Genomic DNA, 20,585 nt, shown 5'->3' on the forward strand with positions numbered 1-20,585 from the left:
AAATTGTAACAAAATATCTACATGTGTTTATGCTAATAGGCGCATATAGCCTAATTAATTAGAATATAGAAGACATTAAAATTATTAAAATTGAATAAAAACATGTGTACGCACATTATTATCAGTTGCTATCGCAGGTAAATATTCTTCATAATATTATATTTTTTGTTACAAACTCACATTGAAATTATACTCATAACAAACTATCCGTCAGTATATTTGCCTAAACCAATCAATCTCAAAAATAAACAATATTCAATGTTTAGGAGATTTACGCCACTTGCGTTTCACGCATTTTTATTAGCATTATTTATAGCTAATAAATCAGCCGCTCAGACTAAAATACAATTTGCGTTAGGACAAAATTCTATTACCAGTGCTGGAGCTTATGCACCAGATGGTACTTTAATTCGAACCTTGTGGAGTGCTGTTCCGTATCCAGCCGGCAATCAAACCGCTTTCTGGGACGGGAAAGATGACAATGGTCAAACTGTGGCCAAAGGCTCGTATGAAATACGAGTGCTGTCGCACAATATGCAGTATCGGTGGGATGGTGCAATTGGCAACACTTCGTTGGCGCAATCCGGACCGCGCGTATTTCAAGGCTATTTGCCTATCCGCGACATTGCCGTTACGGATACAGCGGCTTATTATGTTACGGGCTTTAATGAGGGACAAAGTAACTTACACCGCTTCTCACATAACAATACAAGAAGCCAATACAATTTAGGTAGGGTAGATGGCTTTACTGCATTCACTCTATTAGATACTGACGGTACCAATCTATACATGGCCAACAATGAAGGTGGTGTGTATGATGGTGGCCGTGTTTCGTTTGTATATGCTCGCCGAATCAGCGACAATACAGAAGTACGCTTTGCTGCTGGAAGGGAAATACGATTGAATGCTAATGCTACCAACCAATACTATCCTAGCGTATTAGACTTAGATGCAACCAGCCCCTCTTTTTCTCCCTCGGGCGTTACAGTTTTATCCAATGCAGCAACTGGTTTGGCTGTTCAGAAGAAAGGGCAAATTTTAGCTGTAGCACACCGCAACCAGCATGTTATCCGTCTATTCGATAAAACCAGTGGACAATTACTACGAACTATCAATATTGCTTACCCCGGATCTCTGAGTATGACCCCTACCGGTGATTTGTGGGCAGTGGCGGGTAACAATGTAGTCCGGTATACTAATCTGAGCAGTAATCCTACTGTAGCAACTACCATCACAGGTCTAAACAAGCCTTTGGCCATTGCCACAGACCCCAGCAACGATGATATCGTATTAATTGCAGATGGAGGTACAAGCCAACAAGTGAAGGCTTTTTCCGCCAATGGTGGCATGCTTTGGACTTATGGCCAGGCTGGAGGATATCTGCTGAATGGAAACGAGGTACGCAATGACAAACTGTGGTTTCATCATTCGATGCTAGGAGAAACCACTTTCATTACTGTATTACCAGACCACTCCTTTTGGGTTGGTGACATTGCCAATAGTCGTTGCTTACATATCTCAGCTGCTCGTACATACCAAGAGCAGATCATGTACCAGCCTCACTCCTACGCTACCTCAGTTGATGCAAATAACCCTTCGCGGGTTTTCAACGAGTTTTTAGAGTTCAAGGTTGACTACAGCAAGCCAATAGGTGAATCATGGACCTTAATAAGAAATTGGCGGGCAGGCTTATCAACTGATTACGTCGGGTTCTTTCAAGGTGTTCGACAGGTAGCTACGCTTTCTAATGGCCGTACGTATGCCCTGCTTCGCAACGTAAAGCAGGACTTTATTGAGCTAGCCGAATTAACGGGCATCAAGCTACGCCCTACAGGCATCCGACCGGCTCGCACAACTGATGAGGCTGCCAGCCTCATGCCCGATGGCTCCCTCAATCTCGCTCCTTTCAATCCGCGCCCAGGCACTACTGTTACTTGGTATACTCGCCCATTAAGCGGTTTCGACGGGGCCAATAACCCACAATGGGCTACCCCAATAGCGTTAGCCAGCGCTCCGGCAGGCTCTACCGATCCAGTATCACGCACGGGTGGTATTGGCGATATTGCTACTCCTGTTACTTCTTCCAAAGTCGTGGTATCGCTCGATTATTCGAAAAATAATGGCTGGCACCTGGGTGGTTTATTGCAAGGAAGCAATAAGTGGTTGTGGAAGGCCAGCCCTACAGGGCCCTTGAATGGCAAAGGCAACTACGACATTGGCAACGGTGTGCAGTATGGTGGTAACACGGTATTATCTACTGGCCGTCATATCTTGTATGGCTACCATGGTGAGTTCTGGAATAATGCGCAAGCAGGCCAGTTTATGCACTTCTACGATAATGGTCTCTTTGTTGGTCAGTTCGGCGAAACCACCAAAAACCATGATTCTCGTGAAGGAATAATTGCCGGAGCAGCAGGCAATGCTGTTTCTCCAGATTTGGCATCCGTAAATGGAGAAACTTACTTGTGGGTAAACGATGAAGGTGGTCATGGCCCACAACGGTGGCACTTGGTTGGTACCGGCACGGTACTAGAGGCCAAAGGCACAGGAGAAGTAGGAGGTACCATTATAGTAACAGCACCTTCCGCTACCTTCCCTCAACAGCTAACAGCCACACCAAGCGAATCGAGATTACAGCTGAGCTGGCAGCCAGTACCTGGCGCCACTAGCTATACCGTATCTTATTCCACTACTCCCGGTGGGCCTTATAATACCGTTTCCCGCATTGGTAGCACTGGCTACACGCTTCCAAACCTGACAAACGGTATTCCTTATTATGTATCGGTGGCAGCACAACTAGCCTCAGGTGCTGGGCCATCTTCAGCAGAAGTAATGGCCACGCCACTTGCCGCAAACGCAACTGTGCAAGCTGTTGGTCATCAGGCCAGCAACAATACCGAGTTTGTGGTAGATCCTTCGGCGCCTAGCAAGAACAATCCTTCTTTGCAATTACAGGCACCTCTTCGATATGCCTCGGAGCCATTGGCTTTCAGCAAGGTAGGCCGTAAAGGCTACATACTTTTCAATTGGAATAGCGATGGTAGCGACAACACCAATGTGCAGGCTCCTTTCAAAATAAATAAGGGAACCGGCTGGCGGGTAGATAGCTACCTTAAATTCCAGTTCCGGGTGAATGGCGCTTTGGGCAAAGACGCCGGCTTATACAGCAGCCCCGCAGGCAAAATCACCATTGATGTAGCAGATAACGAGTGGCACTACGCTACAGTATTCTGCCCCGCTCGTTTCGACGACGCCCGTAGTTTTTCTGTATCACTGACCCCGGTTTCCCAAAGTGGCCCTGCTGCAACCTACACGGTTAAAGAAACTATGGGACAAAACCACGTTTTCCAATTCCGCTTTAAGGGGGCCATGGTACTAACCGTTGATAACGGTCAAACTGGAGCTATTGGCATTGTGCAGGCCATTTTCCTGGATAATGATACAATAGCCGCTGCTGTGCCTATCCCTGTGACAGCGCCAGTAGCTACACCAACTCCTCCACAGCTCACCAGCTTCACTCTGGTAAATGCCGATAACGCCCAAGACATCAAAACACTGACTACCGGCGAGACATTAGACTTAACAGCCTTGCCTACTAAAAACCTGGCTATCAGAGCCAACACGAGTTCCTCTACGGTAGGTAGCGTTGCCTTCAAGCTTACAGGAGGCCTTGCAAAAGAGATGACAGATAATGCAGCAGTCTATACTTTGTTTGGCGACGACAATGGACGCTACACGCCTTGGGTTCCGCAGGTAGGCACCTACTCGCTCACGGCTACGGCCTACTCGGCTGGGCAGGCCAGCGGCACAGCCAGCGCGCCCCTCGCCGTTAGCTTCAGTGTCGTGAACAAGGTGGCCGCTCCGGTTACAGCACCTGCTCCTACCCCTGCGCAACAGGTTGTGAGCTTCACCCTAGTGAATGCCGACAACTCGCAGGATATTAAGACGTTCATAAATGGCGAAACAATCAATCTAAGCACGCTACCTACTAGGAATCTGGCTATTCGGGCCAATACCAACCCGGTTACGGTGGGTAGTGTAGTGCTTAGGATGAGTGGTACATTGAGCAAGCAGGTAACGGAAAATATTCCTTTTTACACCTTATTTGGCGACAACAACGGGCGCTATACGCCCTGGGTTCCGCAGGTAGGCACCTACTCGCTCACGGCTACGGCCTACTCGGCCGGGCAGGCCGGCGGCTCAGCCAGCGCGCCTCTCGCCGTTAGCTTTACGCTTACAAATACGGTGGCCAGACCTACCCAAGGCCTCACAGCCATCAGTGTTCCTACTACGAACACAGATGCTGCGGTATATCGTATCAATGCTGGTGGAAAGCAATTATCCACTGATCGGGGTGTGTTTATGGCCGATAAATACTACACGTCTTCTCCTAGCAATACGGCTAACGTCAAGGGAAAGATTGCCGGCACCAACAACCACGAGCTGTATCAAACGGAACGCTATGGTACTAACGGCACCTTCCGGTACGCCCTCCCTGTAGCCAACGGACAATATACCGTCGTGCTACACTTCGCTGAAACCTTTTGGTCGGAAGCCAGCAAGCGTGTGTTCGATGTGACGTTGGAAGGGAAAAAGGTGCTTGACGATTATGACATTTACCGTAAAGTAGGTCGCTTTGCTATGAAGACTGAGAGCTTCACAACTACGGTAAAAGACGGCTCACTCAACATCGATTTTAGTTCCTTGAAATCGGACGGTGGTTCAGATCAGCCACAGGTATGCGCCATTGAGGTGCTATCGGCTAGCACTACCCTAACGGCCACTGCTAGCACGCAATATGCTGTGGCCGCCGAGCCCGCTTCGGCTGCTACACCGGTTTTGACTGCCATTTCACTTTCGGCCTACCCTAATCCTACCCCTGATGGACAAGTGACTGTTACCCTAGCTGAGCCGCAGACCGGCGACGTATGGTATACCTTGTTTTCGGCCACGGGCAGCGCTGTATCGGGAGGCAAAGCTTCGTTGGGTGCCTTCGGCAGCGAGCTGAAGCTGGACCTGGGCCGCGGTATGAAGCTACCAGGTACGTACTACCTCTGGTTGCAAAGCAAAACCTGGCAGTCGCGCTTCAAGATTGTGCGTCAGTAACGCTCTGTATTTCCCCCACATACACTCTACAGAGAATATGTGGGGGAAGTAGAAACAGTTCGGGCCTGCTAGTGGTATTGAGTGTAGTATGCACGAACCAACTTCTTCCTTCGATACTGTTGTAATAGGCGCGGGCCCGGTAGGGCTGGCGTGTGCTCTTGAAATACAGCGCCGGGGCTTCACCGTGTGCGTAGTGGATAAGGGTGCCTTAGTTAACTCCCTGGTAGGCTACCCCAACCAGATGGAGTTCTTCTCTACCCCAGAGCTGCTGGAAATTGGAGGCTACCCCATGCCTACCAATCACTACAAGCCACTTCGCGAAGACGCCCTCGATTACTACCGCCGGGTAGCTCAGGCCGAAAAGCTGACACTGCGACTATACGAGCGCGTGGTACGGTTAGAAGGCGAAGCGAACCACTACGAAGTAGTGACCACCAAGGGACGCATTGCTACCCGGTTTGTAGTGGTGGCCACCGGTTTTTTCGATGTGCCGGTAAAGATGAACGTGCCGGGCGAGGACCTGCCCAACGTCAGCCACTACTACAAGGAGCCGTACACGCACGTGGATCAGCGAGTGGTGGTGGTAGGCGCTAAGAACTCCTCGGCCAAAGCGGCTTTGCAGTTGCTGCGCGCCGGTGCACACGTAACGCTGGTGGTGCGTAGCGCCGAATTGTCGCCCTCGGTGAAGTACTGGATACGGCCGGACCTGGAGAATCGTATCAAGGAGGGGCGCATCAAGGCTTACTTCAACTCAACCATTCAGGAAATCCGGCCTACCGAAGTAAATTTGGCCACGCCGGAGGGCTTGGTTACCCTACCCACCGATTTCACCTACGCCCTCACCGGCTACCGTCCCGACTACTCCTTACTGGCGGCCTTAGGCATTACCACGCAGGATGATGCGGCGCGTACGCCTACCCATGATCAGGAGACGTTTGAAACCAACCGGTCCGGCGTCTATATAGCCGGCACCGTATGTGGCGGCCTGAACACCAGCCGCTGGTTTATTGAGAATGGCCGCTACCATGCGGCTGTTATTGCGGCTCACCTGGCCGGTGAAGCAGCTCCCGCCACGCCACAGATTATCCAGCCAGTGCAGTTGTCGAAGTAGCCGCACCATCCAGCTAAAAAAGCCGGTTCCAGCAATCTGGAACCGGCTTTTTTAGTTGCTACGCGCTGTTGTTAGTTAGGGAACCGAACACCCCGATAATCCAGCGGATTTAGCTGAGGTACGCTTGCGTTATACTTCGCATTGATGACTTTAATCATCTCATTGGCCACAATGGCATAGCCGCGGGGCGTGAGATGCACGCCATCCAGCGAGAATAGGTTGCCACTCACAAATCCAGTTGTATTCTGCACACCATTCACCACAATGCCGCCAGCTGCCACCCGGGCAAAGAAAGCGTTAATGTCGAGTAGGGCCAGGTTTTTCTCGTTGGCTTTTACCGCTATGGCGTTGTTGAACGCTGTTGTAGCTGTACGAACCAAACCCTGTTCTACATCATCCAGCACGAAAAGACTAGGGATAGGGTTGGCGGCACTCGTTCCAAACGTTGCGGTGGTGTCGATACCATAGGCGGCCAGGAAGAGTGGGAAACCAGCAGCAGGCTGGCCGCTTTGACTGTAGACAAACCGCCAGGCCCGTCCCGTACGTTGGTTGATCAGGCGGACGTAGGGTGACGAAAGTAGTGTAAACAACTGCCGCCCGGTACCGGCAGCATCCCGTATGTCGGTGGTTGCAATTTGTTTGCGGTTAGAAGAAGTTGGGCCACCAAACGCAGAACCTGTTTGGATGATCAGACCCGGCACACTCGCCGCTGTCAGCGTGGCTTTCAATACTGGCCCTACCGTCGTAAAGAACGGTACAGTAGTTACATCAGGAATATTAACTACGAGCCCTTTCGCGCCATTAGCGGTTAGGGCATTCACGAGTTTATTGTTTTTATCCGTGAAATCAGTTGTGGCTGTGATGTTGCTAGCCGCGCCGCCCGCCGTAGCATAGCCCAACACATCGTTGTTACCTAGCCAGTTGGTGAAGAAGGTAGGATTAGAAGCAGCTGCTCGCGCTAAGTATGTCTGCGTAGCCTGTGCATCGGGAGTGATTCGCTCAAAATACGGATTACCCTGCGTGCTACCATATCCGGCCGTTTCGATATCTGAAAGGCGAATACCGGGCACACCCAAGTTATTAACCGGGTCGGTGTATTTGGTGTAAAGTGGGCGTGCGGCAGTGGCGCCGGAACGCAGGGCCAAGTTAGTGGTCACGTTGCCCGTAACCGGGGTTCCGTCACTGGCGAAACCCGTTATGCGCAGATAACCCGACCCGTTTTCCTGGCCCGCGGCGAACAGCGGCTGCGCGAAGTCGCCGCCGCCAACTGCCCGGAACTGTTGAGCCAGCATAGAGGGGTAGGAATTCTGCTGACCTTCCAGGTACAGGCCTCCATCGGCAAAACCAGCCGTGAGGGAGTTGCCTACGGCAATGTAGCGGGAGAAGTCGGCGGTGCCGGCGCTGGTTTTTACTTCATCTTCCAGGTCGGGCTGGCAGGCAGAGAGGCTAAGCCCTAGTAGCGCCAGAAACGGCACTACTTTACGAAAAGTAATTGTATACATGGGTTGAAAGCGGGGGATGGGAAATTAGAAAGTGTAGTTCAGGCCCAGGCCCGGAATCACGATATTGGTTTTGTAAGTGCCCGCTACCCGGTCGGTGGTGCCGTTGTTGAGCAAGTCGGCTTGGGTTTCGGTCCGCTTCAGGATGCGGATAAACTGCCCCGACAGGTCCAGGCTGAACTTACCGAAGGCATAAGAGGCGCCTACGGTGCCACTCACACGGTCATTGTCGGGCGTCTCGGGGGTTACGTAGCCGTCGGGTACGGGCGTCATGTCATACGAGCCGCCGGCACGTACCGTCAGGCCGCTGGTGAGTTTATACTGGCCACCTAGGCGGAACGTCAGGGCATCTTCGTAATTGCGCTTGGAAACGCTGGTAGTTTGCCCGTTGATCTGCTGGTCGAAATCGAAGCGTAGCTCGCGGTACTTGCTCCACTGTACAAAGTTGACATCGAAGCCGATGGTCAGGTTTTCATTGGGCATCACGCCAATACCCACCGAGGTGGTAGCAGGCAGCGGCAGGGTAGCGCCAAACTTGGTAGCCTGAAAGCGCGACTGGAACGCCGTCGGGATGTTAGAGAACGTCACGTCGCCGTCGTTGTCTACTACAGCGTCTAGTTTGGAGCGGTGGCTGATACCAATGCTCAGCTTATCGGAAGGCTTGTAGTAGATGCCCGCGTTGAAGCCCAGCTTGGTTTTGGCTTTGCCATCCAGCTCCACGTGACCATAGGAGTCGGGTAGGGCGATGTCGCGCTGGAGGTTTACGGCGCCGTAAGCCAGCACCACTAGGCCAGCGCCCACGCTCAGCTCGTCGGTAATGGCGTAGCTGAAGGTAGGCTGCACGAAGACAGATTTCAGATCAATATCCGTGAGGGCGGTGCGCCCTTCCCAACCGTTGGCATATTGCAGCTTGCTGCCGAAAGGCGTATACACGGCAATACCCGCCCGAAATTTACCCTCGGCTGGGCCGAAGCCCGCATACAGGCTGAAGGGCGTTACCACGCTGTTGCGCAGCTCGCGTTGCATGTTGCTCCCCTCTGCCACGAAAGCGCTACGGGCAAGCGTTATGTTACCGCCTAGCTGCACGCCCCGCTCCCGCACCATGGCCAGTGCGCCAGGGTTGTAGAACATAGCGGCCTGGTCTAGCGACAGGCCTACCCCTACGCCGCCCATACCATTGTTTTTGATACCAGCCAGCGTTACCTGGTAGCCACCGGCCACAGCACTGCCAGTACCAGCAAGCAGCGCACCACTCACGAGGAGTAAAGATTTAAGCTTCATAGAGGAATAAAAAGGTGAGATTTTAAGGGAAGCAGAGACGAGATTCAACGCAATTAAATGTAGAAAGAAAACTCGGATAAAGTATGCTTGCCGAGTAGTTTACGTTTTGTCGCAATCGTTTCCACTATTGGGCTGCAAAGCAACAAAAAGCCTACCGTTCTTGCTATACTTTCCTGACCTCGCTTGCGCGTATATCAAGGACTTGTCCCTGCACTAGTACATGCACATGCAGGTTGAGCATACTCACGGGCTCGCCCTGCTCAATCTGCTCCAGGTTGTGGCTGTGCAGGTGCTGGCCATCTAGCACCACTACTTGACCGTACCCAAACACTTCGGCCTGTTGCCCCTGGCGTATAATGATGCCCGTCTCCTCACCTACGCCCAGGCCCAGACAATGGGCGTGCGCAAGCAGAGCATGCGCCAAGCGCCCAAACCGACTACGCTCCACAAAATGCTGATCAATAAGCAGGTGCGGTAGCAGCCCCAGTCCCGGCAGCACCTCAATACCGCCCTTGCGCAGCGCCCGCCACCCTTGCCCTCCTACCAGCATGTAGGCGGGTAGGGCTGCCGCCCCGGCGCTGGTGCCCGCCACCAGAAATGCGGCATCCGTCTGGAAACGGTGGCGCAATACACGCAGGAATTCGGTATCGGCCAGAAAATCGGTGATGCGCTCCTGGTCGCCGCCCGTGAAGAACACCAGCGCCGCCTGGTGCAGGCGGCGCAGGGTAGCGGGGTGGTCGGCGGGGTGGTGCTCGTCGATGGCCAGATGGTGTACCTGCTGGCAGCCCAGCTCGCGCAAGGCTTGCTCATAGGCTGCCGCTGTAGCGGCTACATCCCGCGAGGCTGTGGTAATGATTTCGACGGGTAGCGCCGGCGAAGGCAGCAGGGCGCACAACTGGACCAACAGAACGTCATCGTCGCCTCCACCAAAGGCAACGATGGTTCCGAGCGGAAAGTCAGATGGAAGCATTCAGGGCGGATAGAGAAGGCCTACAAGTAGTAGGCAACAAAATAAAATAAAGCGTCGCCCACCGGCAGCAACAGGACCAACCCGTCTGTATTGCTGCGGCAAGCTGCCGGGAAGTACGCGAAGCACCGGCCGAAGGACGTACGATTCGTAAAAAAATCGGTATCGATGCTGCCAAACGCCACAGTTAACCGGCCGTATTCTTCTACTTTTGCGCGTTCAAGTGTACCAAATGTCGTTGCCTAGCGAAAAACACCTCCCGTAGTTATTGTATGAATCAGCACCCGACCACCGAGTTCATCACGTCCCTGATTCAGGAGGGCGAGTTTTTCAAACTCAAGGAAGTATTAAAAAAGTTTGAGCCGGGCGAGGTAGTAGAGCTGATTGAGGAGGAAGAAGAGCGCGAACAGCTAATTATCTTTCGCTTGCTGCCCTTGCAGTTGGCCACGCAGGTATTTGAGTACCTCGACCTGGATATTCAGCGGCACTTTCTGGCCAACTTGGCGCAGGACAAGGTTACGGACATCCTCAACGAGATGTCGCCCGACGACCGCACAGCCCTACTGGAGTTCCTACCCGATGAGCTGGTGCGGGAGCTAATTCAGACGCTCTCGGAGCCGGAGCGCCGGGTGACGCTGGAACTGCTGGGCTACCCTGAGTACTCGGTAGGCCGCCTAATGACGCCCGATTACATTGCCATTCGCGAGAACTGGACTGTGCAGCAGGTGCTCGACTACATTCGCCGCCACGGTGGGCAGTCGGAAACGCTGAGCGTGCTGTACGTGACCGACAGCCGCGGCCGACTTATCGACGATATCCGCATCCGGGAGTTTCTGCTGGCCGATCCGCAAACCCGCGTGAACGAGCTGATGGACAACCGCTTCGTGCATCTGCAAACCATGCAGGACCAGGAAGAAGCCATTGAGGTGTTCCGGCGCAACGACCGCGTGGCCCTACCTGTGGTGAACAGCGACGGTATTCTCTACGGCATCGTGACCATCGACGATATTCTGGACATTCGGGAAGAGGAAGATACCGAGGACATCCAGAAGCTGGGCGGTTCCGAAGCCCTGGACGAGCCCTACCTCACCATCTCGCTCACCAAGATGATTCAGAAGCGGGCCGGCTGGCTGGTGGTGCTGTTTTTGGGTGAGATGCTGACGGCCACGGCCATGGGCTTCTTTGAAGGTGAGATTGAGAAGGCGGTGGTACTGGCGCTGTTTGTGCCGCTCATTATTTCCAGCGGCGGCAATGCTGGCTCACAAGCTACCTCGCTCATTATCCGAGCCATGTCGCTGGGCGAGCTGACGGTGGGTGAATGGTGGAAGGTGATGCGCCGGGAGTTGCTTTCGGGCGCGTTGCTGGGCGGTATTCTGGGCGCGGTGGGCTTCCTGCGTATCCTGATCTGGCAGCAAACCGGCTTCTATGATTATGGCTCGCACTGGTTTCTGGTGGGCTGTACAGTAGGGCTGTCGTTGGTAGGCATTGTGCTGTGGGGGTCGTTGTCGGGCTCCATGCTGCCGCTGCTGCTCAAGAAGCTAGGCTTCGACCCGGCCACATCCTCAGCACCGTTTGTGGCGACGTTGGTCGACGTGACGGGGCTGATTATCTACTTTTCGGTGGCTACGCTGTTCCTGAGCGGCACGCTGTTGTAAGGCAGTGTAGAGACGGCTTGCAGACGCCATCGGTGACAGAGTATGCGTCCCAAGGATTTCCCTACCTTGGCAACCTATGCGTATACCTCTGCTATTCTGCCTGTTACTGTCGGTCGCCTGCCATACCACAGACCCGCCTATTACGGACACGCAAACAACCGGCTGGCAGCCCATTCTCACCGAAAACCGCCGCTTTGTATACGCAGCCCGCTGGTACGCACCGGGCGCTACCACAGCCACGCTGGATACAGTGGTGCTGACGGCCTTAGGGAAACCATTGCCTGAGTATACTCCTCAAATGGCATATGACTGGACGTTCCGGCATTTAGATACCACAACGACTTCCACGCAAAAGGAAAGGGTAGGCGCCTTTGACAGATCCGATAAATTTTGGCTGCACCCGCCACGCCGTGCGCAGTACCGCATTCTGGAGCTAAATCCTTTTCCGGATATTGAGCTTCCAGCCAAGCCAGATAAGACATGGCTTTGGACTGTATTCCCACCTGATATATATGCAGATTCGGCGTGGGTGGTATGGAAGGGTGTATTGACAGTCAATCACCGCTACCAAGTTATTGACTCCACTCAGCTCTCTACCCCCCTTGGCCGCCTACCCTGCTACCACGTGCAAGCCATTGGCACCTGCAAACTGGGAACTACTGCCCTAGAATCGTATTTCAACCCTACGTACGGCTTTGTCCGCCTGAACTACCGGAATATCGACAGTAGCCGCTTAGAGTTGCAAATGGTATCTGTCACCTCGCGGCCCGTTTTAGACAAAGCCATGTTTTTGGGGTCTTCTTTATAGCTTATTACCTGTTTGCTGTGGTTGCACGCACAATTTCCTACCTGTACCGAGCCTGCTGCTACGCTACCCTATTGCTGCTGCTAAGCGGCTGCGCCGCTGTAGGCCGCATTGCACAATTGGAAGATGGCTGGTACCACGTGCCCCACCTGGGCGGTAACGATTCGCTGGCGCAGCAGCTCCAGCAAGCACCTAACGGCTTGGTGTATGTGGAGCAACATGCAGACACTCTGCTGCTTTCGCCCTACTCCAAGCAGCCTACGCCCATCACGTACCGATACAAGCTGCTGCCCAACCACCACACGCTGCTGCTCGGCCGCCACTTCGACCTCGACGTGTTTACGCTGCCCGTGAAGGCCCGCTTGCCGCGGGCTGGCGTGCCGGTGCAGCTCAACACTACCTTCAACGCGGCCTTGTACGTGGGTCGCCGGCTCGACTTTTACTACCTCCACAACCACCTGCGCACCCCTTGGCAGCAAACGCCGCGCATTCGGGCCACGGGACTGGGTTACGGACTGTTTTTCGGCATGGGCTCCACAATCATCACCAGCGACGTGACCCGCCAGCGCCCTGGCCCCGAATACGAAGGCTTTGTACTGCACGCCGGCGCTGCTACCATCTACGACGCCCGTATTTTCAACATCGGTCTAGCCATGGGGTTCGACAACCTGCTAGGCCCTGACCGTACATACTGGATTTACCAACGGCGGCCTTGGCTTGGGCTGCTGTTTGGTTTAGACTTGAATTAATGGATACATCTTTTTTTACTAATTTATTTAGCAAATAAATAACTCTAACCTTCTTTATCCCATTTTCGTTAGTAGTGTATATCTCCTAAATACTGCACTCATGAAAATTCCTGTCGAAAAAGGCCAAGACAAAGGTTTCCTACCCGATGGCCGTTATAGGGTTGAAATAACTGACATCGAAGAAGGCACCAGTGAACACCAAAACGTACCCTACTTCGCTGCCCGCCTCGAAAATGAGCAAGGATTCGTTACCCAACGCTTCTATACCTCTCAAGCCGGCATGCCTATTTTACTGAGCTTCTGCGAGGCAGCCGGTGTGCATCCCGAAGAGGGCAAGGACATTGATACCAAGCAGCTGATTGGTAAGAAACTATCAGTAGAAGTATCGGACCACTCCTACGCCGACCCTGCCACTGGCAACGAGCGCACCATCAAGCAGGCTACCGGCTTCCGGACAGCCTAAGCGGCATCACCAAGTAACTATTGAAAGCCAACGGCTTCCTCAAAAATCGAGGCGGCGGTTGGCTTTTTTGTCGCTGTGGCGTTTCTTCTCTTCCAAGCGTTTGCGCACGGCACCAGCACTGGGGCGCGAGGCTTTGCGCGCCTTGGGTTGCTGCAAGTCCTCCCGCAGCAGCGCGTAGAACTTGCGTAGTGCGTGTTCTTTGTTGCGCAGCTGGCTACGGTCTTCCTGCGCTACCACCAGCAAGTAGCCGTCGGTGGTGATGCGACCGGCCAGCTTTTCCTGCAAGCGTAGCTTTTGCTCGTCGGTGAGCAGGCGCGAGGTGGCCAGGTGAAACCGCAGCTCCACCCGCGACTCTACCTTGTTCACGTTTTGACCGCCGGGGCCGCTGCTGCGGCTGGTTTGCACCTGCAGTTCGGGCCAGAAATAATCGGCGGGGGGTAGGGGCATTAGGAAGCAGATGAGGGTAGGGAAGATAGCTAAAGTCCTGAACTAGTGTCTACGCAAAAATACCCTGCCAGCGACAAGCCAGCAGGGTATTTTGTATTGAAATCAGAGGAATATTAATGCGCAGTCGCGGCGGGCACTTTGCGCACCAGCCCCGTGATACCGCCACGTTGCAAGCGCTTGCGCACGGCATCGGCTGTGGCCCAATCGGCAAACTCGCCTACCACTACCCGGTTCAGCGAGCGGCTAGCTACGGTTTCGGTGGCAACCGTAACGGACAGTTGCTGGTCTACGGCCAGAATTCTGGCTTGCATGGCAGCCGCGTTGCGCGCATCGCCAAACGTACCCGCTTGTACCACATAGGTTGGTTTTAGCACTACCGGAGCAGTCTCGGCGGGCACTTCCACAGCTACTTCCACTGTTTCCAGGGGCGTGCTCAGCGCCAGCGAATCGTCTTCTACCAGAGCGGCAAGGTCGGCGGGGGCATCAATGGGACCCAGGGGCGTAGTATCGGGCACTACCTCCGCCACTACATCAGCCGAGCCGTGGGTGATAACGCCCAGGGGTCGGGCCGCTACTTCGGCCAGATCCAGAATGCGGGCGTGGCGGAATGGGCCGCGGTCAGTTACGCGCACCACCACGGCCTGGCCGTTATCGGGGTTCGTTACGCGCAAGCGGGTGCCGAAGGGTAGGGTCTTGTGGGCGCAGGTGTACTTATGACGGTCGAACCGCTCGCCGCTGCTGGTGCGGCGGCCTTGGTGCTCCCGGCCGTACCAAGAGGCGCGGCCACGCAGCACGGCAGTGCGGTGAGAGGTAGCAGTCAGAGCTTTATCGTCGTCGCTGAGGCGGGTGGCCTGGGTGGTCTGCGGCAGTGCCAGAAGCACGGCAAAGAGTACTGCCAGAAGAGAACCAGAAACACGCTGTCGGAGAGGCAACTTCATTCAAACACGAATTGGTGAATCTGACAAATCTATAGGCCCTTAGCCAAATCAATCCTTCATAAGCTACTCTCTCTGCGAATGCATCTACCTATTAATTGCATTTTTTGAATAAAATTTGCATTAAAATAATTTGATGTTTGCATAGCTAAACCAAGCTAAAACCGCCATTTGTGTTTAGTTAAGACGACTTTTGGCGTATTATAGGACAAAATAAAGAAGACAGGAGAAATAAGATTATCCGGTTCCAAAAAAAATATGATCTTCGCTTGTCCCATCTCGTATATAGCAGGTTGCAAAAGTCCAAACTATTGCGTATACCGCACGTCTGGGCAGACTTCGTTGTTCTCTGTGTGCTTCTATGGATTTTGGCCGCCTTTCTGATCTGCGCTACGTTGACTTTTCGTTGCCACCCGACCATCCTGCTACTGCCGCTGTGTTGGCCCGAACCACGGCTACCCCGGTATCTCCCGCGGTATATGTGGGCTGCCCTATCTGGACCAACAAGGCATGGCTGGGCTCCTACTTCCCAGCCGGCATCAAGGATGCGGACTACCTGCACTATTATGCCCGGCAGTTCAATAGCATTGAGCTGAATACTACCCACTACCGCATTCCCGACGCGCCTACCGTGCGGCGCTGGCGCGATGCGGTACCACCAAGTTTTCGCTTCTGCCCCAAGCTGCCCCAAAGCATCAGCCACGACCGCGCCCTATACAATGCTGATGACCTTACGCTGTCGTTTTGCCGCAGTATAGGCGAGTTGGGCGAGCGGCTGGGCTGGGCCTTTCTGCAACTGTCGCCGCACTTTGGGCCTGAGAACCTACCCCGCCTGGAACGCTACCTGCTTGATTTTCCGGCAGAAATTCCGCTGGCCGTGGAGCTACGCCACCCCGCCTGGTTTGCCCATGCGGAGCTGTTTGCTACCGTATCGGCTATGCTGGAAGCGCTGGGCAAAACATTGGTGCTGAGCGATGTGGCCGGCCGCCGCGACGTGCTGCATATGCGCCTGACCACGCCCACGGCTTTCATTCGTCTCAACGGCCACGGCCTGGTGCCTAGCGACTACCAACGCGCCGACGCCTGGGCCGAGCGCCTGGCCGCGTGGCTCGGCACTGGCCTGCAAACGGCTTACGTGTTCATTCACCAGAAAGACATCATGCACTCGCCCCTCTGGACGCAGCACTTCCTACAGCGCTTGCAGCAACTCACGGGCATAGCCGTAGAACCACCCCGCGTGATTCCGCAGCCGGTGCAGGGGAGCTTGTTTTAGAAATGACAACAGCAACAAAAAAACCCTGACGGGGCTTAGAGTGCTGTCAGGATTTTATAAAGGAAACTTTCTTGATTAATGCGCGAGGCTAATGCGGGCGTTCAGTTCCGCGATGAGGCCGGGCAGGCGCTTTCTGCTTTCGGTACGAGTGGTATAGTCATAGGTGTATTTGATATTGTTATTTCCTACCCCAATGCCTATCCCACCATCAAATAAACCCCAGCTGCCTATCCGGCGTTGCATGCCCCATTGTGCCATAATACCGGAGTAGTCGTATCCGTAGTGGCGCCGTGTATCCACTATATCATACGACTTGTAGCTATACCAGTCGTTGGTGAGTTGCAGGGCCAGATAGTTGCCCACAAAAGACCCGTGTGCACGGCCGCGCTGCTCTCGCTTCGCTTGATTATAGTAATCGGGCTCCAAGATCCGTATTGATGCCACGTAGCTGCGCAAATGGCCTATCTCTATCCCAGCTGTAGCCGCGGCCACCTACCCAAAACAGTGGAGACAGATTACCATAAACAGAAAACTTAGGCATAAGCTGATGCTCCACTCCTAATGTAATCGGCAATGCTAGCCCACCATAATTGCTGTATTCAGACTTACGGCTTATGCCCGTACCTAGCTTAAAGAGCGTGTTAGGTAGCCACGTATCAGAGGGGGTGGGCGTAGCGGCCACTGGTGGGGTACTATCCGTTTCGGTTTGCGCAAACGCGATGCCCGGCAGTAGCAGAACAGCAGTTGCGGCTACTTTTAGGATTATCTTCATAAGATACTATATATAAGGTAGAGAAAAGACGCAGATAACTAGCAAAGCATCAAGAATACGAATACGTTGGCTCGAGTCCTAAAAAAAGTTTGCCACGGCTGATACGAAAATCCGTACTTGTGCGTGATACACCGTCTACGCCACTGTTTATGCTCTTCTCCCGCGCTACCCGGCTACTGCTGGGCATTGCCTTTTGCGGCCTTGCGCTGCCTACCCGTGCTCAACTCGCTGCCCCTACCCCTACCGACGAATTGCACTGCCTGATGCAGCCCCTCGACCCCGCACGCCGGGCCGGGCAGGCCAGTTTAGTAGTAGAAGGCGAAGTGCTTGACTCGAAAGGTTTTTGGGATGCCGCTCACCAACACATCTACACGGCCCACCGGGTGCGGGTGTACCAGGTGTTTAAAGGCGCGGCGGCCTCTGAAATTACGGTGGTAACAGAAGGCGGAACTGTGGACCTCGACCAGCAACGCCTCACGAACACCCTCACCCTCAGTGCAGGCCAGCAGGGAGTACTTTTTCTGTACCCGGCGCCGTTTGCGGGGCTGGACGCCGTAGCGGGCACCGCCTGGGCGGCGTATGGCAGCGAGCAGGGCTTCATTCAGTACGACTTGGCCACGGCCACCGCTACTGAATCGTTTCGCTCCTACCCTACCCTCGACGATACATTCTACGCTTCCCTGACCAACCTGACTGGGCAGGCCCGGCGTGTGGTACAAGCCAACCCCGCTCTGACCACCGCCCGGCGGCGCGTCGGCACGGCCGCCCGCGGACAAGCGCCGGTTATTGCGGCACTGTCGCCGCTGACGACTACTGCCGGCACCGAGTCGGTGCTGACGATTACGGGCACCGGTTTTGGCGCCACACGGGGCACAGGCTTCGTGGAGTTCAGAAATGCTGATGACGGCGGCGCCACCTTCACACGGCCCTTGGATACGGATTACGTTTCCTGGAGCAATACCAGCATTCAGGTGCGGGTGCCTTCCTACAGCGCCGATGAGCACCCAGCTGGCACCGGCCAGGTGCGCGTGACCAGCAGCAACCAGACAACTGCCACCAGCACCCAGGTGCTCACGGTGGTATACGCCATCAGCAACGTGCAGGAAACCATCGGCAAGCTCACCTACCGCCCCGGACACATCAACCAGAACGACAACGGCGGCTACACCTTTCGCTTCGACCCAAACTTTGCGGCGAATGCCGCCGCATCGGCGGCTTGGCAGCGGGCGTTGGAGAACTGGCGCTGCTCCTCAGGCATCAACTGGCAGGTAGGCGACAACCGCACCACCAACGGCGTGGCCGACGACGGGCAGAATTCCGTGGGCTTCGACCAGTCCAGCGGCACTACCTCTGGCGCTACCCTACCCGTGAATGTACTGGGGCGCACTACCAGCTACTACAGCGGCTGCCGCAACGCCAATGGCAGCATTGTGTTCTACGTGCGCGAGATTGACATGCTATTTTCCAACTCGGCAACGTGGCAGTTTGGTCCTACCGCACCTAGCGCCCAGCAGATTGACTTTGAGACGGTAGCCGTGCACGAGTTAGGCCACGCCCAGCAGCTTTCTCACCTCATTCGGCCATCTGCCGTAATGCACTACGCTGTGTCGCGCGGGCAGGTGAGCCGTACCCTGAGCACCGTGAGCGACATTGCCGGCGGGCGCCTGGTGTTACGCACTAGCAGCTTCCCCCGGACCAGCTGCGATGAGCCTGCCATGCTACCCGCCCCGCTCACCCGCTTCAGCGCTACCGGCCCCATTCTCACCTGGACCACCCGCGACGAGTGTTTTGTGCAGGAGTTTGTGGTGGAGCGCACCGGCGCTGATACCACGGCCCGCAACTGGCAAACCCTAGCCACCATTGCCGCCGGTGCAGCCGGTAACAACTACGGCTATGCCGATGCCCAAGCGCCCACCAGCAGCCTGCTCTACTACCGCCTACGCATACGCCGTCCCGATGGGACGTTGGACACGACTACGCCCATTGCTACCACCTCCGATGCCTCGGCCCTCACCGGCCTGGCGCTCTACCCCAATCCGTTGAGCAGCGGCCCCCTGCAGTTTCAATACAATACTGGCACAGCTACTACCTTGCGGCTATACGTCTATGATGCGCTTGGGCGATATATCCAGGGTAGGGCCGTTTCATTGCAAACTGGCCTCAACTTGTTTTCGCTGGGCGTAGACGGCCTGCACCCCGGCTGGTACGCCGTGCGTTGGACCGATGAAACCGGCCGCAAAGGCACCGTGCGCTTTATTCGGCTGTAAAACAGTTATACACGGACAAAAAACGTCTGTCATCCTGAGCACAGCGAAGGACCTTATCACGTGAGAACGAGTCGTTGCTACGATGGCCGTTCCACTGGCATAAGGTCCTTCGCTGTGCTCAGGATAACAGACGTTTTTCCGCCTACTTATAAGCTCAACTCACAACCTATTTCTCGAGCAGCATGGCGCCGTAGGAGTAGCCGCCGCCGAACACCGTAATAACTACCCGGTCGCCCTGTTGGAGATTGGGCCAGGTATCGGCCAAGCCGATGGCGGCGCCGGCGCAGCCCGTGTTGCCCAGAAACTGAATATTGGATACGGCCCGGTCTTCGGGGAGACCTAGCTGCTCCAGCACGTTGCGCGTGATGCGCAGGTTGGCCTGGTGCGGAATCAGGTAACGCACATCATCAACGCCCAGCGTGTTGCGCTCCAACAGCTGTGTGGTTACGCGGGCCATGTACTGGCAGGCGTGGATGAATACGTCCTTACCGAAGGGCATCACAATGCCTTTTTCCACCGGCTTCAAGGTCACGGCGGTACTGGCTTTGCCGCGGGTAGCGGCACCACCGGTTACCACATCCACAATGCGAATGTCGTCTGGGCTGAGGCGCTCTTTGCTGATAAGCAGGGTAGCGGCGCCATCACCCCAGAGGTGGCCCGCCATGGTGTCCTGCTCGTTGTTGTAGGCGGTGTTGTGTTCCGATACTACCACGAGGGCGCGCGAGGCTTTACCCATTGCAAAGTAGCCTTCCACGATTTCCACCGCGTTCAGCAGCGAAGAGCAGGCTGAAGAAATACTCACCGTCGGAATATCATCGACGCCCACGGCTATCTGCACGGCGTGCGCTACCGTGAAGATGGTGTCGTGGGGTGTGTAGGTGGCACCCACAATAAGGTCGAGGCCCTGTGCGAAATCCGGGGCAGCGGCCAGGGCGCGTTCAGTAGCCGCCACAGCCATGGTGTTGGTGTTTTCGCCGGGGGCCGCTTTGCGTCGCTCCCGAATGCCAGTGCGCTCAATGATCCACTCATCCGACAGCCCGTTGAGTTGAGTGAAATGCTCGTTGGTTACTACTTGCGTCGGTAGATACGTGGCTACCTGATGAATATACACGGGAAAGGAACTAGGGGAAGCAAGAAAATAAAGAAGGGGCCACGCATCACATCAGCGCCAGAACAGCGTTTCGCCGAAGCGGCCCGTACTTTGCAGGCGCCGCCCCACCAAACGCCACTCCCTGGGCGGAGTTCACGCTTTGCC

At 54.9% G+C, this 20,585-nt stretch carries 15 protein-coding genes; 8 read left to right on the forward strand and 7 right to left on the reverse strand.

All coding sequences use genetic code 11. The annotated features are described in order from the left end of the window. The first annotated feature begins 165 nt into the window (after positions 1-165). Together MUN82_RS16260 and MUN82_RS16265 are read left to right on the forward strand one after the other, a co-directional pair. On the forward strand, positions 166-5,106 hold the full coding sequence (locus tag MUN82_RS16260; RefSeq protein ID WP_245092135.1) for a malectin domain-containing carbohydrate-binding protein: 4,941 nt from the start codon (positions 166-168) through the stop codon (positions 5,104-5,106). A gap of 88 nt (positions 5,107-5,194) precedes the next feature. Then, a complete protein-coding gene (locus tag MUN82_RS16265; RefSeq protein WP_245092136.1) occupies positions 5,195-6,217 on the forward strand; it encodes a YpdA family putative bacillithiol disulfide reductase in 1,023 nt (340 codons plus the stop codon). Between the two features lie 71 nt (positions 6,218-6,288). Here MUN82_RS16265 and MUN82_RS16270 read toward each other — a convergent pair whose 3' ends face one another. From MUN82_RS16270 to MUN82_RS16280, 3 genes are all read right to left on the reverse strand, one after another. Next, positions 6,289-7,719: an SGNH/GDSL hydrolase family protein gene (locus MUN82_RS16270; RefSeq protein WP_245092138.1), complete on the reverse strand. Its 1,431-nt coding sequence runs from the start codon at positions 7,717-7,719 to the stop codon at positions 6,289-6,291. Between the two features lie 24 nt (positions 7,720-7,743). Further along, positions 7,744-8,997, reverse strand: a complete 1,254-nt coding sequence (locus MUN82_RS16275; protein ID WP_245092141.1) for an OmpP1/FadL family transporter — start codon at positions 8,995-8,997, stop codon at positions 7,744-7,746. A 163-nt stretch (positions 8,998-9,160) separates the two neighbouring features. Beyond that, complete coding sequence (locus MUN82_RS16280) at positions 9,161-9,967, reverse strand: cyanophycinase (RefSeq protein ID WP_245092143.1); 807 nt, start codon at positions 9,965-9,967, stop codon at positions 9,161-9,163. 269 nt (positions 9,968-10,236) lie between these two features. On the opposite strand from MUN82_RS16280, the gene mgtE reads away from it, so the two are divergent. From mgtE to MUN82_RS16300, 4 genes are all read left to right on the forward strand, one after another. Further along, entirely contained in the window at positions 10,237-11,619 is a 1,383-nt protein-coding gene (gene mgtE, locus MUN82_RS16285) for a magnesium transporter (protein ID WP_245092145.1), read from the forward strand. Between the two features lie 76 nt (positions 11,620-11,695). Beyond that, the gene (locus tag MUN82_RS16290) at positions 11,696-12,427 is read left to right on the forward strand and encodes a hypothetical protein (RefSeq protein ID WP_245092147.1); all 732 of its coding nucleotides are present in this window, start codon (positions 11,696-11,698) and stop codon (positions 12,425-12,427) included. A 17-nt stretch (positions 12,428-12,444) separates the two neighbouring features. Then, entirely contained in the window at positions 12,445-13,173 is a 729-nt protein-coding gene (locus MUN82_RS16295) for a hypothetical protein (RefSeq protein WP_245092149.1), read from the forward strand. Positions 13,174-13,273: 100 nt separating this feature from the next. Beyond that, on the forward strand, positions 13,274-13,636 hold the full coding sequence (locus MUN82_RS16300) for a hypothetical protein (protein WP_245092151.1): 363 nt from the start codon (positions 13,274-13,276) through the stop codon (positions 13,634-13,636). 39 nt (positions 13,637-13,675) lie between these two features. Here the strand turns inward: MUN82_RS16300 and arfB are convergent, their stop codons facing one another. Both arfB and MUN82_RS16310 read right to left on the reverse strand, forming a co-directional pair. Then, complete coding sequence (gene arfB, locus MUN82_RS16305) at positions 13,676-14,083, reverse strand: alternative ribosome rescue aminoacyl-tRNA hydrolase ArfB (RefSeq protein WP_245092153.1); 408 nt, start codon at positions 14,081-14,083, stop codon at positions 13,676-13,678. Positions 14,084-14,196: 113 nt separating this feature from the next. Further along, the gene (locus MUN82_RS16310) at positions 14,197-14,964 is read right to left on the reverse strand and encodes a septal ring lytic transglycosylase RlpA family protein (RefSeq protein ID WP_245092155.1); all 768 of its coding nucleotides are present in this window, start codon (positions 14,962-14,964) and stop codon (positions 14,197-14,199) included. 415 nt (positions 14,965-15,379) lie between these two features. On the opposite strand from MUN82_RS16310, the gene MUN82_RS16315 reads away from it, so the two are divergent. Beyond that, on the forward strand, positions 15,380-16,291 hold the full coding sequence (locus MUN82_RS16315; protein ID WP_245092157.1) for a DUF72 domain-containing protein: 912 nt from the start codon (positions 15,380-15,382) through the stop codon (positions 16,289-16,291). A gap of 75 nt (positions 16,292-16,366) precedes the next feature. Here the strand turns inward: MUN82_RS16315 and MUN82_RS16320 are convergent, their stop codons facing one another. Beyond that, on the reverse strand, positions 16,367-16,735 hold the full coding sequence (locus tag MUN82_RS16320; RefSeq protein ID WP_245092159.1) for a hypothetical protein: 369 nt from the start codon (positions 16,733-16,735) through the stop codon (positions 16,367-16,369). 477 nt (positions 16,736-17,212) lie between these two features. Between MUN82_RS16320 and MUN82_RS16325 the strand changes: the two genes are divergently transcribed. After that, the gene (locus MUN82_RS16325) at positions 17,213-19,330 is read left to right on the forward strand and encodes a matrixin family metalloprotease (RefSeq protein WP_245092161.1); all 2,118 of its coding nucleotides are present in this window, start codon (positions 17,213-17,215) and stop codon (positions 19,328-19,330) included. 166 nt (positions 19,331-19,496) lie between these two features. Here the strand turns inward: MUN82_RS16325 and MUN82_RS16330 are convergent, their stop codons facing one another. Beyond that, on the reverse strand, positions 19,497-20,441 hold the full coding sequence (locus tag MUN82_RS16330) for a 3-oxoacyl-ACP synthase III family protein (protein ID WP_245092163.1): 945 nt from the start codon (positions 20,439-20,441) through the stop codon (positions 19,497-19,499). Positions 20,442-20,585: the final 144 nt, after the last annotated feature.

Source organism: Hymenobacter aerilatus (assembly GCF_022921095.1).
Taxonomy (GTDB): domain Bacteria; phylum Bacteroidota; class Bacteroidia; order Cytophagales; family Hymenobacteraceae; genus Hymenobacter; species Hymenobacter aerilatus.

Bases quoted from the DNA above. Each gene is read 5' to 3' on its own strand.
- MUN82_RS16265 (WP_245092136.1), top strand. From the start codon at position 5,195: ATGCACGAACCAACTTCTTCCTTCGATACTGTTGTAATAGGCGCGGGC.
- MUN82_RS16270 (WP_245092138.1), bottom strand. From the start codon at position 7,719: ATGTATACAATTACTTTTCGTAAAGTAGTGCCGTTTCTGGCGCTACTA.
- MUN82_RS16275 (WP_245092141.1), bottom strand. From the start codon at position 8,997: ATGAAGCTTAAATCTTTACTCCTCGTGAGTGGTGCGCTGCTTGCTGGT.
- MUN82_RS16280 (WP_245092143.1), bottom strand. From the start codon at position 9,967: ATGCTTCCATCTGACTTTCCGCTCGGAACCATCGTTGCCTTTGGTGGA.
- mgtE (WP_245092145.1), top strand. From the start codon at position 10,237: ATGAATCAGCACCCGACCACCGAGTTCATCACGTCCCTGATTCAGGAG.
- MUN82_RS16290 (WP_245092147.1), top strand. From the start codon at position 11,696: ATGCGTATACCTCTGCTATTCTGCCTGTTACTGTCGGTCGCCTGCCAT.
- MUN82_RS16300 (WP_245092151.1), top strand. From the start codon at position 13,274: ATGAAAATTCCTGTCGAAAAAGGCCAAGACAAAGGTTTCCTACCCGAT.
- arfB (WP_245092153.1), bottom strand. From the start codon at position 14,083: ATGCCCCTACCCCCCGCCGATTATTTCTGGCCCGAACTGCAGGTGCAA.
- MUN82_RS16315 (WP_245092157.1), top strand. From the start codon at position 15,380: ATGGATTTTGGCCGCCTTTCTGATCTGCGCTACGTTGACTTTTCGTTG.
- MUN82_RS16325 (WP_245092161.1), top strand. From the start codon at position 17,213: ATGCTCTTCTCCCGCGCTACCCGGCTACTGCTGGGCATTGCCTTTTGC.